This window comes from uncultured Dialister sp. (assembly GCF_937959425.1).
In the GTDB taxonomy this organism is placed as follows: domain Bacteria; phylum Bacillota; class Negativicutes; order Veillonellales; family Dialisteraceae; genus Dialister.
The window spans coordinates 1-18,797 of sequence record NZ_CALGPS010000102.1 but is presented as its reverse complement, the minus strand read 5'-3'; the positions used below and the strand labels follow the sequence as shown (position 1 = coordinate 18,797).

The following is an 18,797-nucleotide window of genomic DNA, read 5'->3' as shown; positions in this document are numbered from 1 at the left end:
GCGAATAGTTTCCTGTTGGTAAGAAACACCGTAGCGTCAAACCGAATAGGAAACTTTTGGCAAACAGTTTCCTTTCGGTAAGAAATGTCATAGCGTCAAGCCGGAAAGGAAACTGTATGCGAATAGTTTCCTGTCGGTATGGGTAGCAGCAGTGCCAAGCGGGATAGGAAACTATAGGCGAATAGTTTCCTGTCGGTAAGAAATGCCGTAGCGTCAAGCCGGACAGGAAACTGTATGCGAATAGTTTCCTGTCGGTAAGAAACACTGTAGCGTCAAGCCGGATGGGAAACTTTTGTCGAAAAGTTTCCTGCCGGCATGAGCAGCAGCAGTGTCAGGCCTGAGCAGGGCATAGGCTGCACTCCATTGCTGTCCAAAGGGCACGAAAAAAGCTCGGGAAAAGTCTCCCGAGCTTTTTGTGACAGGCATTTCATTAGTCCCATGCAGGAACGATGGTGCCTTTGTATTTTTCGGCGATGAATTTCTTCACTGCGTCAGACTGGTAGGCCTGTACGAATTTCTTGTAGGCCGGCTGATCCTTGTCCTTTTCACGGACAGCGATGATCATGACTGCCAGCGGGGTGTCCTTGTCTTCCAGGAAGATACCCTGTTTGTCAGGGGAGAGGCCTGCGCTCATGACATAGTTCATGGTGATGACGGAAGCATCTACATCGTCAAGGCTTCTTGGAAGCTGGGCAGCTTCGATTTCCTTGAACTGGATATTCTTCGGGTTTTCTACTACGTCAGCAGGGGTGGCTTTCATGCCTACGCCCTCTTTCAGCTTGATAACGCCTGCCTTTTCAAGGAGCTGGAGGCCGCGGCCTTCGTTGGTGGGATCGTTAGGAATGGAAACGGTAGCACCTTCGGGAAGGTCTTTCACGTCCTTAATCTTATTGGAGTAGATACCCATGCGCATGAGGATGGCCCGGCCGATATCGGTGAGGTGGGTGCCGTGTTGTTTGTTGAAGTTTTCCATGAAGGGTTTATGCTGGTATACAACGATATCCAGATCCCCGTCTGCCAGTGCCTGGTCAGGGGTAATGTAGTCAGAGAATTCCTTTACATTGACTTTGAGGCCGTTCTTTTCAGCTTCTTTGGCAGCAGCTTCTACTACTTCCGCATGGGGACCGGCAGTAGCGCCGACGGTGATTTCTTTCTTTTCTGCAGGAGCAGAGGCAGCGGCAGAGGATGCGGGCTTCTGGCTGGAACCGCAGCCGGTGATGAATGCTGCTGCGGAGAGTGCGCAAAGACCGGCAATCGCTAATTTCTTGAACATAGATAAAACTTCCTTTCTCTTTTAAAATTGGATTTCATGTACAGATGAAACCTTGATGATTTATATAAGGGATATTTCCCGTTATATACAGAGTTACCGCTTGTCCGCTTTCTTGGCCATGCTGCTGCCGATGAACTGGATGAGCTGTACGATAATGACAAGGACGATGATGGTGGCAATCATCACGTCTGCCTGGAAGCGCTGGTAGCCGTAGCGGATGGCCAGGTCGCCGAGGCCGCCGCCGCCGATGGTGCCTGCCATGGCGGATGCACCAATCAGGGATACAATGACTACGGTTAAACTTTCAATAATGGAGGGGAGAGCCTCGGGAATGAGGACTTTCCAGATGATCTGGAGAGGGGAGGCGCCCATGGATTCAGCCGCCTCGATGAGGCCAAAGGGTATTTCACGGATGGATGTTTCCACCATGCGGGCGGTGTAGGGGATGGCAGCAATGGTCAGAGGAACGATGGCTGCGGTGGTGCCGATGGAGGTGCCCGCCACCAGTCTTGTGAAGGGGATGATGGCTACCATGAGGATAATGAACGGTATGGAACGGATCAGGTTGATGATGAAGGCCAGAGGCTTGTTCAGCACCGGGCAGGCAAGGATGCCGTGCTTTTCTGTAACAACCAGAAGAATGCCTAAGGGGATGCCGATTAAAGCGGCAATGATGGCTGAAATGGACAGCATGTACAGCGTTTCAGCCAGACTTTTCAGAAGAAGATTAGTTATCACTGGGGACATATCCGATTACCTCGCTTGTGATTGGTAAAGACTGAAGATGGCCGAGAGCTTTTTTCATGTCATCTTCGTGGCCGTTGATCATGATGATAAGGCGGCCGAAGGAAACGTTCTGAATGTAGTCGATGGAACCGTAGAGGATACTTACGTCCAGATTGTACTTCCGGATGAGGTTGGCAATGATAGGTTCATTGGCCACATCGCCCCGGAATTTCAGGCTGATAACGGTCTGGTCAGCGTCCGATTTCTTATCTTTGGAAATATTCATATGGGACAGCTGTTCCGGAACGTCGGAGGACATGACGGAACCTACGAATTTCTTCAGCGTTTCCGTCTGGGGGTTGGTGAAGAGGTCTACCACCGAGCCCTGTTCGATAATCTTTCCTTTTTCAATGACGGCTACCTGTTCAGCGATTTCCTTGATGACTTCCATCTGGTGGGTAATCATGATAATGGTGATGCCCATTTTCTTGTTAATGTCCTTCAGAAGCTGAAGAATGGATTTTACGGTTTCCGGGTCAAGAGCACTGGTGGCTTCGTCGGAGAGGAGAACGGAGGGATTGGAAACAATGGCTCTTGCAATGCCTACGCGCTGCTTCTGGCCGCCGGAAAGCTGGGAGGGGTATTTATCTCTGTATTCTGTAAGTCCTACCAGGTTCAGGATTTCATCAATCCGCTTCTTCTGCTCCGCCTTCGGCACATTGGACAGTTCCAGCGGGAATGCCACATTGCCTGCCACCGTCCTGTTGGAGAGAAGGTTGAAATGCTGGAAAATCATGCCGATTTTTTTTCTTTCTTCACGAAGCTGGGCTTTGGAAAGCTTGGTCATGTCCTTTCCGTCGATAATCACTTCACCGGAAGTCGGCGGTTCCAGCATGTTGATGCAGCGAATCAATGTGGATTTTCCTGCGCCGGACTGTCCGACGATACCGTAAATCTCACCGTCCTTTATGGTGAGGTTGATATCGTCCAGTGCTTTGAAATTGTTGTCATATAATTTAGTTATATGTTTCAGTTCAATCATGGAGAACTCCTTATAATAAAAAAACTTTCATCGAAAGATGAAAGCAGGTTCTTGACATCATCTTTCGGTATAACCGCTGGAATTGGCACCGTTTCCTTGGAATGGTTGCCGTGGCTTCAAAGGGCCAGTCCCTCCGCCACTCATGATGAATCGATATGCAGTTGGCCCGAATATGCGGGTTGAAACTATAGTACTCTCATTAAGAAATATTGTCAATAGAAATTATAAATAGAGTACATAGCATTCATAAAACTCATGGCTGGGTTAGGGCTGGTGACCGGCGATGGAATTTATAAAAATGGAATGAGCCGCCCGGCAGGGCTTAAGAACCTTCGGGGCGAAGCACCGTCAAACTTCTGCACTCTTTGGACCCTTTGCACCTGTCAGCCTGTAATGCTATAATATACTAAAGTAAAAAAGCTATGGCTTAGTTACCATGCAGGAAAAGAGGGATATCTATGAGTGTAAACCGGAGACTAGTCAATCCTCTGACAGATACATTGTTTGACGCTGTTCTTTCTCTGAAGACCAGGGATGAGTGTTATGAATTTTTTGAAGATCTCTGTACCATCAATGAACTTAGGGATATGTCCCAGCGGCTGGAGGTGGCCCGCATGCTGGAAAACGGGGAGAAGTACGACCAGATTGAAAAGAAGACCGGCGCCAGCACGGCCACCATATCCAGGGTAAAGCGGTGTCTGAAGTACGGCGCCGATGGGTATCTTACCGTATTAAACCGGCTGAAGGAGAAAGGAGAAAAATAAAAGGGATGGAACCTTTACATATGTCCCATGAGGGATTCAAAGCTTATGATATCCGGGGGATTGTGCCCGGTGAGGTGAATGAGGAGCTGGCCTATCGGGTGGGCAGGGCCTATGGGGCGCTGTATCATCCCAAAGCCATGTGCATCGGCTTCGATGTGCGGCCCAGTTCCCGAAAAATCAGCGAGGCCGCAGCAAAGGGTCTTATGGATGCCGGCGCTGATGTATACGATATCGGCCTCTGCGGTACGGAAATGATGTATTTCGGAACTTTCCATTACGGACTGGATGGCGGCTTCATGATAACTGCCAGCCATAATCCTTCCGATTATAACGGTATCAAAATCGTAAGGGAAGAGGGGATTCCGGTCAGTGCGGACACGGGCCTCAAGGATATCGAAGCACTGGCCTTTTCCGGCGATTTCCCGGAAAGCGAAAAGAAGGGAAATCTATTTCATAAGGAAATCCTTTCCGACTACATAGCGTCCCTTTTAAGCTTTGTGGATGTAAAGGCCATGAAACCTTTCCATATCGTGGTGAATGCAGGAAATGGCTGCGCCAATATTGCCTTTTCTGAGTTGAAGAAGCACCTTCCCTTCCATTTCACGGAAATGTACATGGATCCCGACGGCTCCTTCCCCCATGGCGTGCCTAATCCCATGCTGGAGGAATGCAGGAAGCCGCTGGTGGAAAAGGTGCTGGCAGAAAAGGCGGACCTTGGCATTGCCTGGGACGGAGATTTCGACCGCTGCTTCTTTATTGATGAAAAAGGCCATTTCGTGGAAGGCTACTACATGGTGGGACTCCTTGCGGAATATTTCCTGAAGCATCACAGGGGGGAAACCATTGTCCATGATCCCCGGGTATTCTGGTGCACGGAAAAAATCTGCCATGCACTTGGTGGAAAACCGGTGGAATCCAAAGGCGGCCATGCCTTTATGAAGGAAACCATGCGCCGGGTGAAGGGTATTTACGGCGCGGAAAACTCTGCCCACCATTTCTTCCGTGAATTTTCCTACTGCGATTCCGGCATGATTCCCTGGCTTATTGTGGCCCAGATTATGAGTGAAAAAGGGAAACATCTGGGAGAACTGGTAGAGGAAATGGAAAAGGAATTCCCTTGCAGCGGTGAAATCAATCTCACCGTGAAAAACAGTGATTTCATCCTGGAAAAAGTAAAGGAAAAGTACGGTAAGAATGCTCGCCGGGTGGACCTGATTGACGGCGTGGGCATAGAGTATGACGACTGGCGTTTCAATCTCCGTCCCTCCAACACGGAGCCCCTGATTCGGTTCAATATGGAAACCAGGGGGGACAGAAAACTTCTGGAAGAAAAGAAAAAAGAAATTATGGATTTCATTCATTCACTGGAATAATGATAGGGAATTGCCGGGATTTTTCCCGGCAATTCCCTTTGGAAAGGAGACAGAAAAATGAATTCTTCAATAAACAGCAGGGCCCTTTTCCAGACTGCTCTCCTGCAGTCTCTTGTACTGGGTCATTATGAAGGCTTTCTGGAAGTGAAGGAACTGAAAGGGCAGGGGGATTTCGGTATCGGCACCTTTGATTCTCTGGACGGCGAGCTGGTTATGTGCCATGGAAAGGTGTATCAGGTAAACGGCAGGGGAGAAGTCAAGGAAGCGGCGGATGACTGGAAAGTGCCCTTTGCAGATGTATTCTTCTTTGAAACCGACAGAATCCTTTCATTGAAAGATATTTCCTCTTTAGATGAACTGCGGGAAAGGGCGGATGATTTTATAAAGCGCTGGGGCCCTAATTATTTTTACGGTATACGCATTCATGGAACTTTTGACAAAGTATATGCCAGAAGCGAGAAGGCACAGAAGAAGCCCTATCAAAGACTGGATGAAGTGATGAAAAAGGACCAGGTGGAATTTCACTTTGCCCATACGGAGGGCACCCTCATCGGCCTTTACTGCCCCTCCTTCATGGGAGGCCTCAACATGCCAGGCTACCACTTCCACTACCTTTCCGACGACAGGAAGGAAGGCGGCCACGTATTTGACCTTTCTCTTGCAGAAGGAAAAGCAGAATTCTGCCTCCTTTCGGACTTCAAACTGAAACTTCCCCGCTCCTCCAGCTTCGGGAAAATTGATTTTACGGAAAATCTGGACGAAGCAGTGAAAAAAGTGGAAGGGTGAGGAAATAGATTCCGCTGTCCGCTATTGGCTGTCGGCTGTCCGCAGTCCGCTGGCTGGAGTTGGAATGAAGGTGCCACGCCTCCCACCGGCCATCCTGAGCGGAGGCGGGCACAACCCTTCTACACAACCTTTTTACACAACCTGCAGCGCAGCTGCGTCCCCTCAGCGCCCAAAGGGCGCTGAATCCTCAGACCTTCTGAACCCGGGCCGCGCAGCGGCCCCTTTTATGACTTCCATGCAATGATTCCCTCTTTACCTATGAAAAGTTGGTAATTACTGGAGGGGCTTGAAGATGTTACAATGAATCATGAGGAAATTTCCTGATGGGGGAATGCTGTTCCCTGCAGGTTTGTTTTTCGCAAAGGAGAAAATTATGGAATATCGTATCGAACATGATTCTTTAGGTGAAGTCCGTGTTCCGGCTGACCACATGTGGGGTGCGCAGACCCAGCGTTCTTTTGAAAATTTCAAAATCGGCCACGTGATGCCGAAGGAAATTATCCGCGCCTTTGCTATCCTGAAGAAATGCGCTGCTAAGGTGAATGAAGAAAGAGGGGCCCTGGCTCCTGAAAAGGGAGAGGCCATCAGGAGCGCCTGTGACGAAATCCTGGCGGGCAAGTGGGACGGAGAATTCCCACTGGTGGTGTACCAGACCGGCTCCGGCACCCAGAGCAACATGAATATGAACGAAGTGGTGGCCCATATTGCTAACGCCAAGCTGGAAAAGGCAGGAAGCAGTCTCCGGGTTCATCCCAATGACGATGTGAATATGGCCCAGTCTTCCAATGATACTTTCCCCACCGCTCTCCATGTGGCAGCGGTATATTCACTCCATCAGTATCTCTACGGATCGTTGGACGGCCTCATTGCTACCTTTGAAGCAAAGAGCAGGGAATACATGCACATCGTTAAAATCGGCCGCACCCATGTGCAGGATGCAGTCCCCCTTACCTTCGGCCAGGAAGTATCGGGCTGGGTGGAAATGCTGAAAAAATCAAAGTCCATGATTGAGGATGGTGAAAAATATCTCCATGAGCTGGCTATCGGCGGAACCGCTGTGGGTACAGGCCTTAACAGTCCCAAGGATTTCGGCGAAAAGGTGTCGAAGGCCATTTCTGAAGAAACGGGCATTCCTTTCACTTCCGCTGCCAACAAGTTCTACGCCTTGACCGGCAGGGACGATATGGTATTTACCCATGGTGCACTGGATGCCCTCGGAGGAGACTGCATGAAATTTGCGGATGATATCCGCCTTCTGGCCGGCGGCCCCAGAGCCGGTCTTGGTGAACTTACCATTCCAGCCAACGAACCGGGTTCCTCCATTATGCCGGGCAAGGTAAACCCCACCCAGTGTGAAGCCCTCACCATGGTGGCCTGCCGGGTACATGGCAACCAGGCCGTCATGTCCATGGCTTCCTCCCAGGGACGGTTTGAACTGAACGTATACGCACCGGTTATGGCAGACAGCTTCATTGAATCGGTGAAACTTCTGGGAGCGGCAATCCATTCCTTCGACATTCACTGTGCCCAGGGCATCAAAGTGAATGAGGAACGGATGGAAGAGCTGGTGGAAAAATCGCTCATGCTGGTAACAGCCCTGTCACCCCATATCGGCTATGAAAAATCTGCACAGATTGCAAAGAAGGCTTTCGCAGATAACAGCTCCCTTCGGGAAGCGGCTCTGGCGCTGGGCTATGTAACGGCAGAGGAATATGACAAGTGGGTGGTTCCTAAAGATATGACCAATGTAGACCGGTAAAACACAGGTATCATGCATTGAAAGCAGAGTCCTTCGGGATTCTGCTTTTTATATTCTTAACGCTTGATTCGATTTCATGTATAATGAAAAGTAGCGGCGGGATGGCATTTCCGGAAGATATAAAGAGATATTTCCACCATAACAGGTCTTATGAAGAATTCTTTTTTCATCTTTAATATCTGCTTTCTTTGTGGTAAAATAACTAAGTTGACTATAAAAAGCGTACGCTTATTATGTATAAACATTGGGAGGTTTTATGGGACATATCGCGGTCATCGGAAGCTGTAATATGGATCTCACCGTGGAGGCGGACAGAAGGCCGCTGGCCGGCGAGACGGTGATGGGAAAGCGGCTCATTGTCTCTCCGGGGGGCAAGGGGGCTAACCAGGCCGTGGCGGCTGCCCGCCTGGGAGAAGAAGTATATATGGTAGGCTGTGTAGGTGATGATGCCTATGGCAGCCTCATGCTGGAGGCCCTGAAAAAGAGCGGCGTAAAGACGGACTATGTATCCGTCCTTCCAGGAGTGAATACGGGAACGGCTCATATTATCCTGGCGGAAGGGGATAACAGTATTATTGTGCTGAAAGGGGCCAATGACCGGGTAAGCCGTCAGGTGGTGGATCATGCCTTTGATATCATCGCTTCTTCAGATCTGGTGATGCTGCAGCATGAAATCCCTATGGACACCATCGGCTATATTATCGACCGCTGCTTTGAAGCTCATGTGCCGGTGATGCTGAACCCTGCTCCCTATATGGACATTCCGGAGGAATGGATTGAAAAAGTGACCTACATCACGCCGAATGAACATGAGGCGGCTCTCATGTTCCATGGCATGGACAGGGATGAAATCCTGAAGAACCATGCAGGTAAGGTGATTATGACCGTTGGCAGGGACGGCGTTGTGTACGGGGAAGGAAATGAAGTGGTTCATGTTCCCGGTTTCCAGGTGCCTGTAGTAGACACCACCGGCGCAGGGGATACATTTAACGGTGCCTTTGCTGCCGGCAGGGTTGAAGGCCTTTCCATCAGGGAAGCCATCCGGTTTGCCAATGCGGCCGCTGCCCTTTCAGTTGGAAAAATTGGTGCCCAGGGAGGAATGCCCTGGCGGAATGAAGTGGAGGAAATGCTCTCATGCAAAAAGTAGGAATCCTTAACAGCAGCATTGCAAAAGTTCTGGCTGACCTGGGCCACACAGATAAGATCTGTGTAGGAGACTGCGGCCTTCCTGTTCCATCGGGAGTAGCCAAAATCGATCTGGCCCTCCGTCTTGGAGAACCGCCATTCATTGAAGTCATTAAGGAAATGGCCAAGTACATGCAGATTGAAAAAATCTATCTGGCTCCGGAAACGAAGATTCAGAATCCCGCCCAGTGGAAGGCACTGCAGGAAGTATTTCCTGAAAGCGAAGTGGAATGGGTGATGCTGGAAAGCCACGAAGAACTGAAGGCCTGGGAAAAGGACTGCAAAGCGGTGATCAGAACCGGTGAAATTACGCCCTTTTCCAATGTGATTCTCCAGTCCGGAGTCATCTTCTAAGAGAGGTATGGGAAGTACATGGATATTAATATGATAGGGATTTGCAAATCCTTTGGCACCAACAAGGTACTTGGCGGTGTCAACCTTCATGTCCGCCCCGGCGAGGTGCATGCGCTCATGGGGGAAAACGGGGCAGGCAAATCCACATTAATGAACATCCTCACCGGCATTCACAGGGCCGATGCAGGCACCATCATGGTGGACGGGAAGGAAGTGACCTTCCGGAACAATAAGGATGCCGAGGAACACGGCATTGCCTTCATCCACCAGGAACTGAACATCTGGCCGAATCTGTCGGTACTGGAAAATCTTTTCCTTATGAACCAGCCGAAAACACGGTTCGGTACCATCGATTTCAAAAAGATGCATAAAATGGCGGAAGACAAATGCAAAGAGATCGGCATTGAGCTGCCTCTTGATGAAATCGCCGGGGAATGTTCCGTGGGCCAGCAGCAGATGACGGAAATTACCAGAAGCCTTATGCTGGATGCGAAGACCGTCATCATGGATGAACCTACCGCAGCGCTGACAGAAAGGGAAACTGACCGCCTCTTTGAAGTGATGAGAAAGCTGAAAAGCAGGGGCGTTTCCATTATCTATATTTCCCACCGCATGGAAGAAGTATTTGCCAACTGCGATACCATTACCGTCATGCGGGATGGCCAGACCATCAGTTCCCGCCCTACGGAAGAAACAAATATGGACCAGATCGTAGGGGACATGGTAGGCCGTGTGATGAGTGAATATTATCCCGCCCGCACCAATGTGCCGGGGGATGAAATCTTCCGGGTGGAAGGCTTTACCCAGCCCGGTGTATTCCATGATATTTCCTTCAATCTGAGGAAAGGGGAAATCCTGGGGGTTGCCGGTCTTATGGGCGCAGGACGCACGGAAATCATGCGGGCCATCTTTGGCGTGGATCCTCATGAATCGGGAAAGCTTTATTTCGAAGGAAAAGAAATCCACATCAAAAACCCCAGAGATGCCATCCGTCAGGGATTTGGATTCATTACGGAAAACAGGAAGACCGAAGGGCTCATCCTTGATTTCTCCATTGAAAGAAACATTGCCCTTCCCAGTGAGGAAAGGCTGGCAAAGAACCATGTGATCAACGATAAGGAAGAATATGGTTTTTCCAGTGAACTTTCCAAACGTCTGGGGGTTAAGGCCCAGAGTATCGACCTTCCTGCCAGTGCTCTTTCCGGCGGCAACCAGCAGAAGGTGGTTATCGCCAAGTGGGTAGGCATGCATCCAAAACTTCTGATTCTGGACGAACCGACCCGCGGCATTGATATCGGTGCCAAGAAAGACATTTATGACCTGATGAATGAACTTACCGCCAAGGGCGTATCCATCATCATGGTTTCTTCTGAACTGCCGGAAGTTATCGGCATGAGCGACCGGATCCTTGTTATTCATGAAGGCAGGGCCGCAGGCATTGTTGAACATAAAGATGCCACCCAGACACGCATTATGACACTTGCAACCGGAGGAGAGTAAAGCATGAGTTCCGCAAAAGTAAAAAATATCATCAGGGAAATGGGGCCTCTTATCGGTCTTATCCTTCTCTTTATTGTCATTTCCGTATTGAATGACAGCTTCATTGATCCATCCAACCTGAAAAACCTGGCCCGCCAGATTTCCATTAATGCACTCATTGCCTTCGGCATGACCTTCGTCATCCTCACCGGCGGCATTGACTTGTCCGTAGGCAGTATCCTTGCCCTTTCCAGTGCCCTCATGGCCAGCATGATTACAAAAGGCACCAATCCGGAACTGGCCATCGTGCTGTCTGCTGTTATCGGTATCCTTCTGGGCACCGTGAACGGTGTCATCATTTCTTACGGCAAGGTAGCTCCTTTCATCGCTACCCTGGCCACCATGACCATTTACCGCGGCGCTACCCTGGTATTTACCAACGGCAACCCGATTTCCGGCCTTTCCGACGACCCGATTTTTACCGGCTTCGGTCAGGGCTTCTTACTTGATGTCCCGGTACCTGCCATTATCATGCTCATCGCTTTCTTTATCCTCTTCTTCATCCTGAGCAAGACTCCTCTGGGACGCCAGACCTATGCAGTGGGGGGAAATGAAAAAGTATCCTACATTTCCGGTATCAAGATTGACAGAATCAAGATTTTTGCCTATGCTTTAACGGGATGCCTCTGTGCTCTGGCCGGAGCTATCCTCACCGCCCGCCTGAACAGTGCCCAGCCTACAGCCGGTATGGGCTATGAACTGGACGCTATTGCGGCAGTCGTTCTTGGCGGCACATCTCTTGCCGGCGGCAAGGGCCGTATTTACGGTACCCTCATCGGTGCATTGATCATCGGTACCCTGAATAACGGTCTTAATATATTAAATGTTTCCAGCTTCTATCAGCAGGTTGTCAAAGGCGTTGTCATTTTACTCGCAGTGCTTATGGACCGCAAGAAAAACTAAGGAGGAAAACAAGTTGTTAAAGAAAATCGCATTGGCTGCTCTCATCGGTGCAGCTCTCATTTCCGCAGCAGGCTGCGGCTCTTCTGACAAGAAAGCGAATGGTGCAGCATCCGGTTCCAAGAAAGTTACCATCGGCTTCTCCGTTTCCACTCAGAATAACCCCTTCTTCGTCACCATGGCGAACAGTGTAAAGGCTGCTGCTGATAAAGCAGGTGTAAACGTAAAAATCGTTGATGCACAGAATGATCCGGCTAAGCAGTCCAATGATATTGCCGACCTGCTTCAGGGCAATATCTCTGTCCTCATCGTGAACCCGGTAGATTCCGCAGCTGTGTCCAACTCCGTACTGGCAGCCAATAAGGCAAAGATTCCTGTCATCACCATCGATCGTTCCGCTGATAAAGGTGAAGTAGCAGCTCATATCGCTTCCAACAATGTCAAGGGTGGCGAAATGGCAGCTGAATACATTATCTCCAAACTGGGTGAAGGCACACCGGTGGCTGAACTGGAAGGCATTCCCGGCGCATCCGCTACCCGTGAAAGAGGACAGGGCTTCCACAATATTGCTGATAACAAACTGAAAGTACTGGCTAAACAGAGCGCAGACTTCGACCGTTCTAAAGGCCTCACCGTTGCTGAAAACATCCTCCAGGCTAACCCGGATGTAAAGGCTATCTTCGCACAGAACGATGAAATGGCTCTCGGCGCTGTAAGTGCTGCCAAAGCTGCCAATAAACAGATCTTCATCATCGGCTTCGATGGAACCGACGACGGCATCAAAGCTGTCAACGATGGCTCCATGGCAGCTACCATTGCCCAGCAGCCTGATAAGATGGGTGAAATCGGCGTAGAAACCGCACTCAAACTGGCTAAGGGTGAAAACGTAGACAAGAACATTGCCGTTGATCTGAAACTGGTAGAAAAGAAATAATAACCGCATAACATATGACAACCTGGAAAAATCCGCAGACCTTTGTCTGCGGATTTTTTTTATGGATTGTATTTACGGATATTCTTTTCATATGCGATTCTTACCGAGATTCTTCGCCTGGGGCTCAGAATGGCGAGTGGGAGGCGGGAAGGGAAACACGTAATGCAGTCTCCTTCCAGAGGAAGGGGGCTATGGCACTTCGTCATGCAGCACTGATGACACTAAGGGAAATCCCGCAACGTTAGGCTCCTTCCTCAGGTGGCAATCCTGCATAGGATTGCCAAGTCGGGCAAAGTTGGCCCTTAGCCTGCCCATAAAAGGGCCTTCCTTTTGTTTGCCCGACCGGAATGGAGCTGGGCGGAGCTCTGAGGATAGGTCTTGAAGATATCTCCAAGCCACTATGAGCCATCTTAGGCCCTTTCAGGGCCTTCAAAAGGCCGCTATCCTCCGTCGCCTGACGGCGCCACCTTCTTCCAGAGGAAGAAGGCTAATGCTTTTCGTCATGCAGCACTGGTGACACTAAGAGAAAGCCCGTAACGCTGGCTTTATAATTATTGCCCGCAGGGCAATCCTTCCCCTCTGAACCCTTTGCACCCGAAGAGCGAAGAGCGCAAAACCCAAAGTATTTCATAATTTCCATTGACTGCCATGGTGGTCAAATTTATAATAATATGAGTGACTAAATGAATAGAAAAGAGAGATTTATGGACAATACATATACACAAATTTTTACCACCGTTCTCGGTGAAAACCAGATTAAAATCAATGAACCCATGAGCCGTCATACCACCTTTGGCATCGGCGGCCCGGCGGACTGTTTTCTGATTCCTAAAACGGCAGAGGAGCTCTGCATTGTGACCAGGCTGGCCCATAAGTATGGCATGCCTGTATTTGTGCTGGGCGGCGGGGCCAATCTTCTGGTGCGGGACAAGGGCATCCGTGGCGTGGTGATTTTCACCGGAAGGCTTCAGAAAATCGAACAGAACGGAAATCTTCTAAAGGTATCCAGCGGCGTTTCTACAGCCCAGGCGGCCAGGGCTGCTTATGAGAGCGGTCTTTCGGGTATGGAGTTTGCCAGCGGCATTCCCGGTACTATCGGCGGCGCTGCCTATATGAATGCCGGCGCCTATGGCGGGGAGATGTCGAAAATTATTATTTCCGCCACCACCTGTGACCGGAAGGGGGACCTCATTACCTATAACAGCCGGGATATCCGCTATTCCTACAGGCACAGCCTTTTCATGGAGAACGGGGAAGTGATTGTGGATATTACCCTGTCCCTGAAACCGGGAAATAAGAAGGATATCAAGGCTTTGATGGATGATCTGAACAACCGCCGCAGGACGAAGCAGCCTTTGGAGAAGCGAAGCGCCGGAAGCACCTTTAAACGGCCGGACGGTCATTTCGTAGGGCAGATGATTGAGGAGCTGGGACTTAAAGGCTTTGCTGTAGGCGATGCGGAAGTGAGCGAGAAGCATGCAGGTTTCCTCATTAACAACGGCCATGCCAGCTGTGAAGATATGCTTTCCCTCATCCGCGAAGTGCAGAAGAAGGTAAAGACGGAATACGGCGTGGATCTCCATACAGAAGTGCAGATTGTAGGGGAAGAGTAATTTTATGGGCATATATCAAAGGCGGGGCGACCTGCCTTTTTCCTATTTTCCCATGGTATAATGGGGAAAAGGGAAGCTGTGTTCTGCTCTGTATTCCGGAAAGGAGACAAGCCATGGAAGTGATTGGATTTTACGGGCCGCCAGGCACGGGAAAAAGTGACCGGGCTCTTGTGATAGCCTATGAGAATAAAGCGTCCTGTATTATTGATGACGGCATTCTTATTTATCACAGCCGTATCGTGGCAGGAAAGTCAGCCAAACGGGAGGAGAGCCGCCTGAAGGCAGTGCGGCGGGCTATTTTCTGGGATAAGGAGCAGCGGGATGAAGTGAAAGCGGCGCTTCAGAAGATCAATCCCCGCCGGGTGCTCATTCTGGGCACCTCCGACCGCATGGTGGTTACCATTGCCAAAGCGCTGGCACTTCCCATGCCGGCCCGGTATATCCGCATTGAGGACGTGGCCAAGCCGGAGGATATGCTGAAGGCCAGCGAAGCCAGGCATAAGGAAGGCAAGCACGTGATTCCCGTACCTACCATGGAACTGAAGCCCTATTTCAAAGGGTACATGGTGGATCCCCTCCGTTTCCTTCGGAGCCGGAAGAAGGAATCGAAACGGTTCAGCGAGTGGAATGAAAGGTCTGTGGTGCGGCCGGTATTCAGCTACTACGGTAAACTGACCTTTTCCGACAGGGTCATCGAAGACCTGGTGAACTATGCGGTGAGCGGATTGAAAAAAATTAAGATCCGTCATGTGAAAAGCAAGAAAAGTGAAAGCCAGGTGAACGGCCTTATCCTTTACCTGGATGTGAATGTACGCACCGGTACGCCCCAGGAAATCAAGAATGTGATTCATACCATGCGGGACCGGGTGCAGAGAGAAATCGAATATACCACCGGCATGTCTCTGGAGACCATCAAGATTAACATAACCACCGGTGTAGCCTGGTAAGGAGGGAGCGGTATGAGGACAAAAATCAAAATCTGCGGACTCACTTCTCCCGAAGAAGCAGCTCTGCTGGATCCCTCCCATGTAGATGCGGCAGGCATGGTGCTCTTCTGCCCGAAAAGCAAAAGAAATATAACCATTGAAAGAGCTGTCGAAATCATAAAGGCCCTGCCAAAGGGCATTAAAAAGGTGGCCGTCACCGTTTCTCCTACGGTGGAAGAGGCGGATTTGGCGGAGAAGGCGGGCTTTGATTTCCTCCAGGTTCACGGCACTATGGAAAGGGATTTTGTCATTCACGGAGGACTTCCGATTATCCGGGCGGTGAATATTCTGGAAAAGATACCTGTCTTTGAAGAGCATGAACGAATCAAGGCCTATCTTTTCGATGCGGCCACTCCGGGAAGCGGCAAAACCTTTGACTGGCAGTGTCTGGCCCAAATTCCCCGGGATGGAAGAAAATTTATACTTGCCGGCGGGCTTACTCCCTTTAATGTGGGACAGGCCATCCGCACTGTCCATCCCTACATGGTGGACGTTTCCTCCGGCGTGGAATATGCTGACAGGAAAGGGAAGGATCCTGCCAAAGTGGCTGCCTTCATCCATGCAGTGGAGAAGGAGGATCTGCTGGAAAGCCTGTAAGGGGAATGGGGCCAATTTCTTTCTTGACAAAATAATCTTTCCGTGGTAAAGTTGATTCAACTTCAAACGAGGAAGAAAAGAGTAGAAGCCTCAAAACAGCCAAGCGAGTCCGGAGAGTGGAAGCGGATATGGATAGGGCTTTGAATTGCATTTCTGAGTTTGGCGGGCCGAAACAGCAGTAGGTCTTCCCGGGAGCTCCCGATATAGAGCCAGGGTATGCGGTATGACCAAGTACCTCACGAGCTGCCTGTGGCGACACAGGTGGAAATATTAGGTGGAAACACGAGTCTCTCGTCCTGGTAAAGGACGGGAGTTTTTTTATTTCATCGTCCTTTCAGAGAGACTGTGTACATATCCGGGAGACGCCCGATACAGCGCAGAGGTACAGGAACGTACCTTCACGGCAGAGTCCGGACAGGAAAATTTCCTGAAAAGATTCCTATAGGAAGAGGAGGAATAAGATATGGCAGGGTTACGATGTCGAATGTGCAGTGCAGGATAGAAACAATGAATTCTAATGAAATAGATAAAATGGAGGAAACTATTATGGCAGACAAGAAATATCGTTTTGAAACACTTCAGCAGCACGCAGGTCAGGTACCGGATCCCACCACAGGAGCCAGAGCCGTTCCCATTTACCAGACCACTTCCTATGTATTCCATGATGCCCAGGAAGGGGAAGACCTCTTCGCCCTCAGGAAGCCCGGCTTCATTTACGGCCGCCTGACCAATCCTACCCAGGACGTACTGGAAAAAAGACTGGCTGCTCTGGAAGGGGGCACCGCAGGTCTGGCAGTAGCCAGCGGCGCAGCGGCTGTTACCTATTCCATCCTGAACATTGCAGGAGCCGGTGATGAAATCGTTTCCGCCTCCACCCTCTATGGCGGCACCTATGAGCTTTTTACAGATACCCTTCCCCAGCTGGGTATTCATACCAGATTCGTAAATCCTGACCATCCGGAAGAAATCGAAGCAGCCATTACAGAAAAAACTAAGGCCGTGTATATTGAAACCCTGGGCAACCCGGCCATCAATATTCCTGACTTTGACGCCATCCGCGACATCGCCCATGCCCATCATCTGCCGGTGCTCATCGACAATACCTTTGCCACCCCTTACCTCTTCCGTCCGCTGGAACACGGCCTGGATGTAGTCATCCACTCCACCACCAAATTCATCGGCGGCCACGGCACAACCCTGGGCGGCGCCATCATTGAAAACGGACAGTTCGACTGGAACCAGCCTGAAAGATATCCTCATTTTGCCAATCCCGACGCATCCTACCACGGCATCAACTTTGCCACCGACGTACCGGGAGCCGGCTTTGTTACCCGCATTCGCGCCAAAGTCCTCCGCGATACCGGCGCAGCCATTTCTCCGATTTCTTCCTGGTTCTTCATTCAGGGGCTGGAAACCCTGTCTCTCCGCGTAGAACGTCACGTGTCCAACGCCCAGAAACTGGCGGAATTCCTGGAAAAACATCCGAAAGTGGCAAAGGTCAACTATCCGGGCCTGGAATCTTCTCCATACCACAAGCTCCAGCAGAAATACCTGCCTAAAGGCGCAGGCTCCATCTTCTCCATCGAACTGAAGGACGGATTCAAGGCAGCCAGAGACTTCATCGACAACCTGGAAATCTTCTCCGACCTGGCCAATGTAGGTGACTCCAAGTCCCTGGTCGTTCATCCTGCATCCACCACCCATCAGCAGCTGGACGAAGAAGCCCAGAGAGCAGCCGGCATTACCCCCGGCACCGTCCGTATCTCCGTAGGCATTGAAAATATTGATGACCTTCTGGAAGATGCAGAACAGGCACTGGCCAAGATCTGATTGTTAGAAATATCATAAAGGGCGGCACCCGGAAAGGGGCGGCACCAATAGAAAAACTCTCCCCGGTTTTGGGGAGAGTCTTTTATTGGGGTTGCCGGAGCCCGGCGAAGCCCTGAAACAGGGAAATTATGCAGGAATACTTCTTCATCAGGCCCTTTCAGGGCTTCTGCTTTCCTATGGAAGGAGGCTATAAAATGCGGCAAAGCCGCCACCACAACCCTCGGCGGCGAAGCCGCCGTCAAACTTAAGAACCTTAAGAACCCTCGGCCCGGAGGGCCGTCAACCTTCCCCTCCGAACCCTCTAAACCCGGGCCACAGAGCGGCCCTTCATTCATCCATTCCAGCGCCTGGGAATTTCCGTGAACCGGTCTACCACCATCATGGTAGCCAGAATGTTGGACATGAGATGATTTTCCTCATCATACATGTCAGCGGCGATGACAATGGTGGAGTGGCCGTTGTGGGTGATATGGCTGGTGACGCGGATGGTCTCGCCGGGTTTGGCGGTGCGGATGAAATTCATGGTCATGGCCACGGTGACTACAGAAGCGCCTACGGAAGCGCTGGTGACGCCGGTAACGGAATCGGCCAGGGCGGCCAGCACGCCGCCGTGGAGACGGCCCCGATGATTGTTGTGCTTCATGGGATCCGTCTTCAGGCTTACGGTTACGCTGCCGCAGTGGATTTCATCAATGTGAATATGGAAATAATCGGACATGAACCGGTTTTCTTTATAAATATCCCGGATATGCTGTCTGATTTCCTCCGGATCTCTCAGCTGTTTCATATTGGTATCCATAGTATTCCCACCTTTTTTGAAATTCATATATCATTCATCATGATAACGGTGATGGAGGAAGATTGCAAGACAGGGAGGCAATAAGTTTCCTGCCGGTAAGAAACACCATAGTGTCAAGCCGAATAGGAAACTATACGCGAATAGTTTCCTGTCGGTAAGAAATGCCATAGCGTTAAGCCGAATAGGAAACTTTTCGCAAATAGTTTCCTGTCGGTAAGAAGCACCGTAGCGTTAAGCCGAATAGGAAACTTTTCGCAAATAGTTTCCTGCCGGTAAGAAATGCCGCAGCGTCAAGCCGGACAGGAAACTTTTGGCGAATAGTTTCCTGCCGGTAAGA

General features: G+C 50.3%; 17 protein-coding genes and 1 riboswitch. Of the genes, 13 read left to right on the top strand and 4 right to left on the bottom strand.

Going from position 1 to position 18,797, the window contains the following annotated elements; genetic code table 11:
* Positions 1-430: 430 nt before the first annotated feature.
* From Q0482_RS04230 to Q0482_RS04220, 3 genes are all read right to left on the bottom strand, one after another.
* Entirely contained in the window at positions 431-1,273 is an 843-nt protein-coding gene (locus Q0482_RS04230; protein WP_299143777.1) for a MetQ/NlpA family ABC transporter substrate-binding protein, read from the bottom strand.
* Positions 1,274-1,366: 93 nt separating this feature from the next.
* Positions 1,367-2,020: a methionine ABC transporter permease gene (locus Q0482_RS04225; protein WP_299143774.1), complete on the bottom strand. Its 654-nt coding sequence runs from the start codon at positions 2,018-2,020 to the stop codon at positions 1,367-1,369.
* Complete coding sequence (locus tag Q0482_RS04220) at positions 2,001-3,041, bottom strand: methionine ABC transporter ATP-binding protein (protein WP_299143771.1); 1,041 nt, start codon at positions 3,039-3,041, stop codon at positions 2,001-2,003. Before Q0482_RS04220 ends, Q0482_RS04225 begins: the two co-directional genes overlap by 20 nt.
* A 54-nt stretch (positions 3,042-3,095) precedes the next feature.
* Positions 3,096-3,193: riboswitch (SAM riboswitch) on the bottom strand.
* A gap of 306 nt (positions 3,194-3,499) precedes the next feature.
* On the opposite strand from Q0482_RS04220, the gene Q0482_RS04215 reads away from it, so the two are divergent.
* The 13 genes from Q0482_RS04215 to Q0482_RS04155 all read left to right on the top strand — a co-directional run bounded on the left by Q0482_RS04215 (position 3,500) and on the right by Q0482_RS04155 (position 17,661).
* Positions 3,500-3,805, top strand: a complete 306-nt coding sequence (locus Q0482_RS04215) for a YerC/YecD family TrpR-related protein (RefSeq protein WP_299143768.1) — start codon at positions 3,500-3,502, stop codon at positions 3,803-3,805.
* Between the two features lie 5 nt (positions 3,806-3,810).
* The gene (locus Q0482_RS04210) at positions 3,811-5,178 is read left to right on the top strand and encodes a phosphomannomutase (RefSeq protein WP_299143765.1); all 1,368 of its coding nucleotides are present in this window, start codon (positions 3,811-3,813) and stop codon (positions 5,176-5,178) included.
* 57 nt (positions 5,179-5,235) lie between these two features.
* Entirely contained in the window at positions 5,236-5,964 is a 729-nt protein-coding gene (budA, locus tag Q0482_RS04205) for an acetolactate decarboxylase (RefSeq protein ID WP_299143762.1), read from the top strand.
* Positions 5,965-6,337: 373 nt separating this feature from the next.
* Positions 6,338-7,723, top strand: coding sequence for a class II fumarate hydratase (gene fumC / locus Q0482_RS04200; protein WP_299143759.1), 1,386 nt, complete (start codon positions 6,338-6,340; stop codon positions 7,721-7,723).
* 256 nt (positions 7,724-7,979) lie between these two features.
* Positions 7,980-8,870 carry a ribokinase gene (rbsK, locus tag Q0482_RS04195; protein ID WP_299143757.1) on the top strand — a complete coding sequence of 297 codons (891 nt, stop codon included), beginning with the start codon at positions 7,980-7,982 and terminating at the stop codon, positions 8,868-8,870.
* A complete protein-coding gene (rbsD, locus tag Q0482_RS04190; RefSeq protein WP_291056525.1) occupies positions 8,858-9,262 on the top strand; it encodes a D-ribose pyranase in 405 nt (134 codons plus the stop codon). The genes rbsK and rbsD overlap by 13 nt, the downstream gene beginning before the upstream one ends.
* Before the next feature lie 18 nt (positions 9,263-9,280).
* The gene (locus tag Q0482_RS04185) at positions 9,281-10,762 is read left to right on the top strand and encodes a sugar ABC transporter ATP-binding protein (RefSeq protein WP_299143754.1); all 1,482 of its coding nucleotides are present in this window, start codon (positions 9,281-9,283) and stop codon (positions 10,760-10,762) included.
* Between the two features lie 3 nt (positions 10,763-10,765).
* On the top strand, positions 10,766-11,704 hold the full coding sequence (gene rbsC / locus Q0482_RS04180) for a ribose ABC transporter permease (protein ID WP_299143751.1): 939 nt from the start codon (positions 10,766-10,768) through the stop codon (positions 11,702-11,704).
* Between the two features lie 13 nt (positions 11,705-11,717).
* Entirely contained in the window at positions 11,718-12,635 is a 918-nt protein-coding gene (rbsB, locus tag Q0482_RS04175) for a ribose ABC transporter substrate-binding protein RbsB (protein WP_299143750.1), read from the top strand.
* Positions 12,636-13,339: 704 nt separating this feature from the next.
* Positions 13,340-14,248, top strand: coding sequence for a UDP-N-acetylmuramate dehydrogenase (gene murB, locus Q0482_RS04170; RefSeq protein ID WP_299143747.1), 909 nt, complete (start codon positions 13,340-13,342; stop codon positions 14,246-14,248).
* Positions 14,249-14,361: 113 nt separating this feature from the next.
* The gene (locus tag Q0482_RS04165; RefSeq protein WP_299143745.1) at positions 14,362-15,195 is read left to right on the top strand and encodes a hypothetical protein; all 834 of its coding nucleotides are present in this window, start codon (positions 14,362-14,364) and stop codon (positions 15,193-15,195) included.
* 12 nt (positions 15,196-15,207) lie between these two features.
* A complete protein-coding gene (locus Q0482_RS04160) occupies positions 15,208-15,831 on the top strand; it encodes a phosphoribosylanthranilate isomerase (RefSeq protein WP_299143742.1) in 624 nt (207 codons plus the stop codon).
* Positions 15,832-16,377: 546 nt separating this feature from the next.
* Positions 16,378-17,661: an O-acetylhomoserine aminocarboxypropyltransferase/cysteine synthase family protein gene (locus Q0482_RS04155; RefSeq protein ID WP_299143780.1), complete on the top strand. Its 1,284-nt coding sequence runs from the start codon at positions 16,378-16,380 to the stop codon at positions 17,659-17,661.
* Positions 17,662-17,992: 331 nt separating this feature from the next.
* Here the strand turns inward: Q0482_RS04155 and Q0482_RS04150 are convergent, their stop codons facing one another.
* A complete protein-coding gene (locus Q0482_RS04150) occupies positions 17,993-18,460 on the bottom strand; it encodes a PaaI family thioesterase (RefSeq protein ID WP_299143739.1) in 468 nt (155 codons plus the stop codon).
* Positions 18,461-18,797 lie beyond the last annotated feature (337 nt).

Excerpts from the sequence above, each read along its gene's own strand:
- Q0482_RS04230 (WP_299143777.1), bottom strand. The coding sequence starts at position 1,273 with ATGTTCAAGAAATTAGCGATTGCCGGTCTTTGCGCACTCTCCGCAGCA.
- Q0482_RS04225 (WP_299143774.1), bottom strand. The coding sequence starts at position 2,020 with ATGTCCCCAGTGATAACTAATCTTCTTCTGAAAAGTCTGGCTGAAACG.
- Q0482_RS04220 (WP_299143771.1), bottom strand. The coding sequence starts at position 3,041 with ATGATTGAACTGAAACATATAACTAAATTATATGACAACAATTTCAAA.
- Q0482_RS04215 (WP_299143768.1), top strand. The coding sequence starts at position 3,500 with ATGAGTGTAAACCGGAGACTAGTCAATCCTCTGACAGATACATTGTTT.
- Q0482_RS04210 (WP_299143765.1), top strand. The coding sequence starts at position 3,811 with ATGGAACCTTTACATATGTCCCATGAGGGATTCAAAGCTTATGATATC.
- budA (WP_299143762.1), top strand. The coding sequence starts at position 5,236 with ATGAATTCTTCAATAAACAGCAGGGCCCTTTTCCAGACTGCTCTCCTG.
- fumC (WP_299143759.1), top strand. The coding sequence starts at position 6,338 with ATGGAATATCGTATCGAACATGATTCTTTAGGTGAAGTCCGTGTTCCG.
- rbsK (WP_299143757.1), top strand. The coding sequence starts at position 7,980 with ATGGGACATATCGCGGTCATCGGAAGCTGTAATATGGATCTCACCGTG.
- rbsD (WP_291056525.1), top strand. The coding sequence starts at position 8,858 with ATGCAAAAAGTAGGAATCCTTAACAGCAGCATTGCAAAAGTTCTGGCT.
- Q0482_RS04185 (WP_299143754.1), top strand. The coding sequence starts at position 9,281 with ATGGATATTAATATGATAGGGATTTGCAAATCCTTTGGCACCAACAAG.
- rbsC (WP_299143751.1), top strand. The coding sequence starts at position 10,766 with ATGAGTTCCGCAAAAGTAAAAAATATCATCAGGGAAATGGGGCCTCTT.
- murB (WP_299143747.1), top strand. The coding sequence starts at position 13,340 with ATGGACAATACATATACACAAATTTTTACCACCGTTCTCGGTGAAAAC.
- Q0482_RS04165 (WP_299143745.1), top strand. The coding sequence starts at position 14,362 with ATGGAAGTGATTGGATTTTACGGGCCGCCAGGCACGGGAAAAAGTGAC.
- Q0482_RS04160 (WP_299143742.1), top strand. The coding sequence starts at position 15,208 with ATGAGGACAAAAATCAAAATCTGCGGACTCACTTCTCCCGAAGAAGCA.
- Q0482_RS04155 (WP_299143780.1), top strand. The coding sequence starts at position 16,378 with ATGGCAGACAAGAAATATCGTTTTGAAACACTTCAGCAGCACGCAGGT.
- Q0482_RS04150 (WP_299143739.1), bottom strand. The coding sequence starts at position 18,460 with ATGGATACCAATATGAAACAGCTGAGAGATCCGGAGGAAATCAGACAG.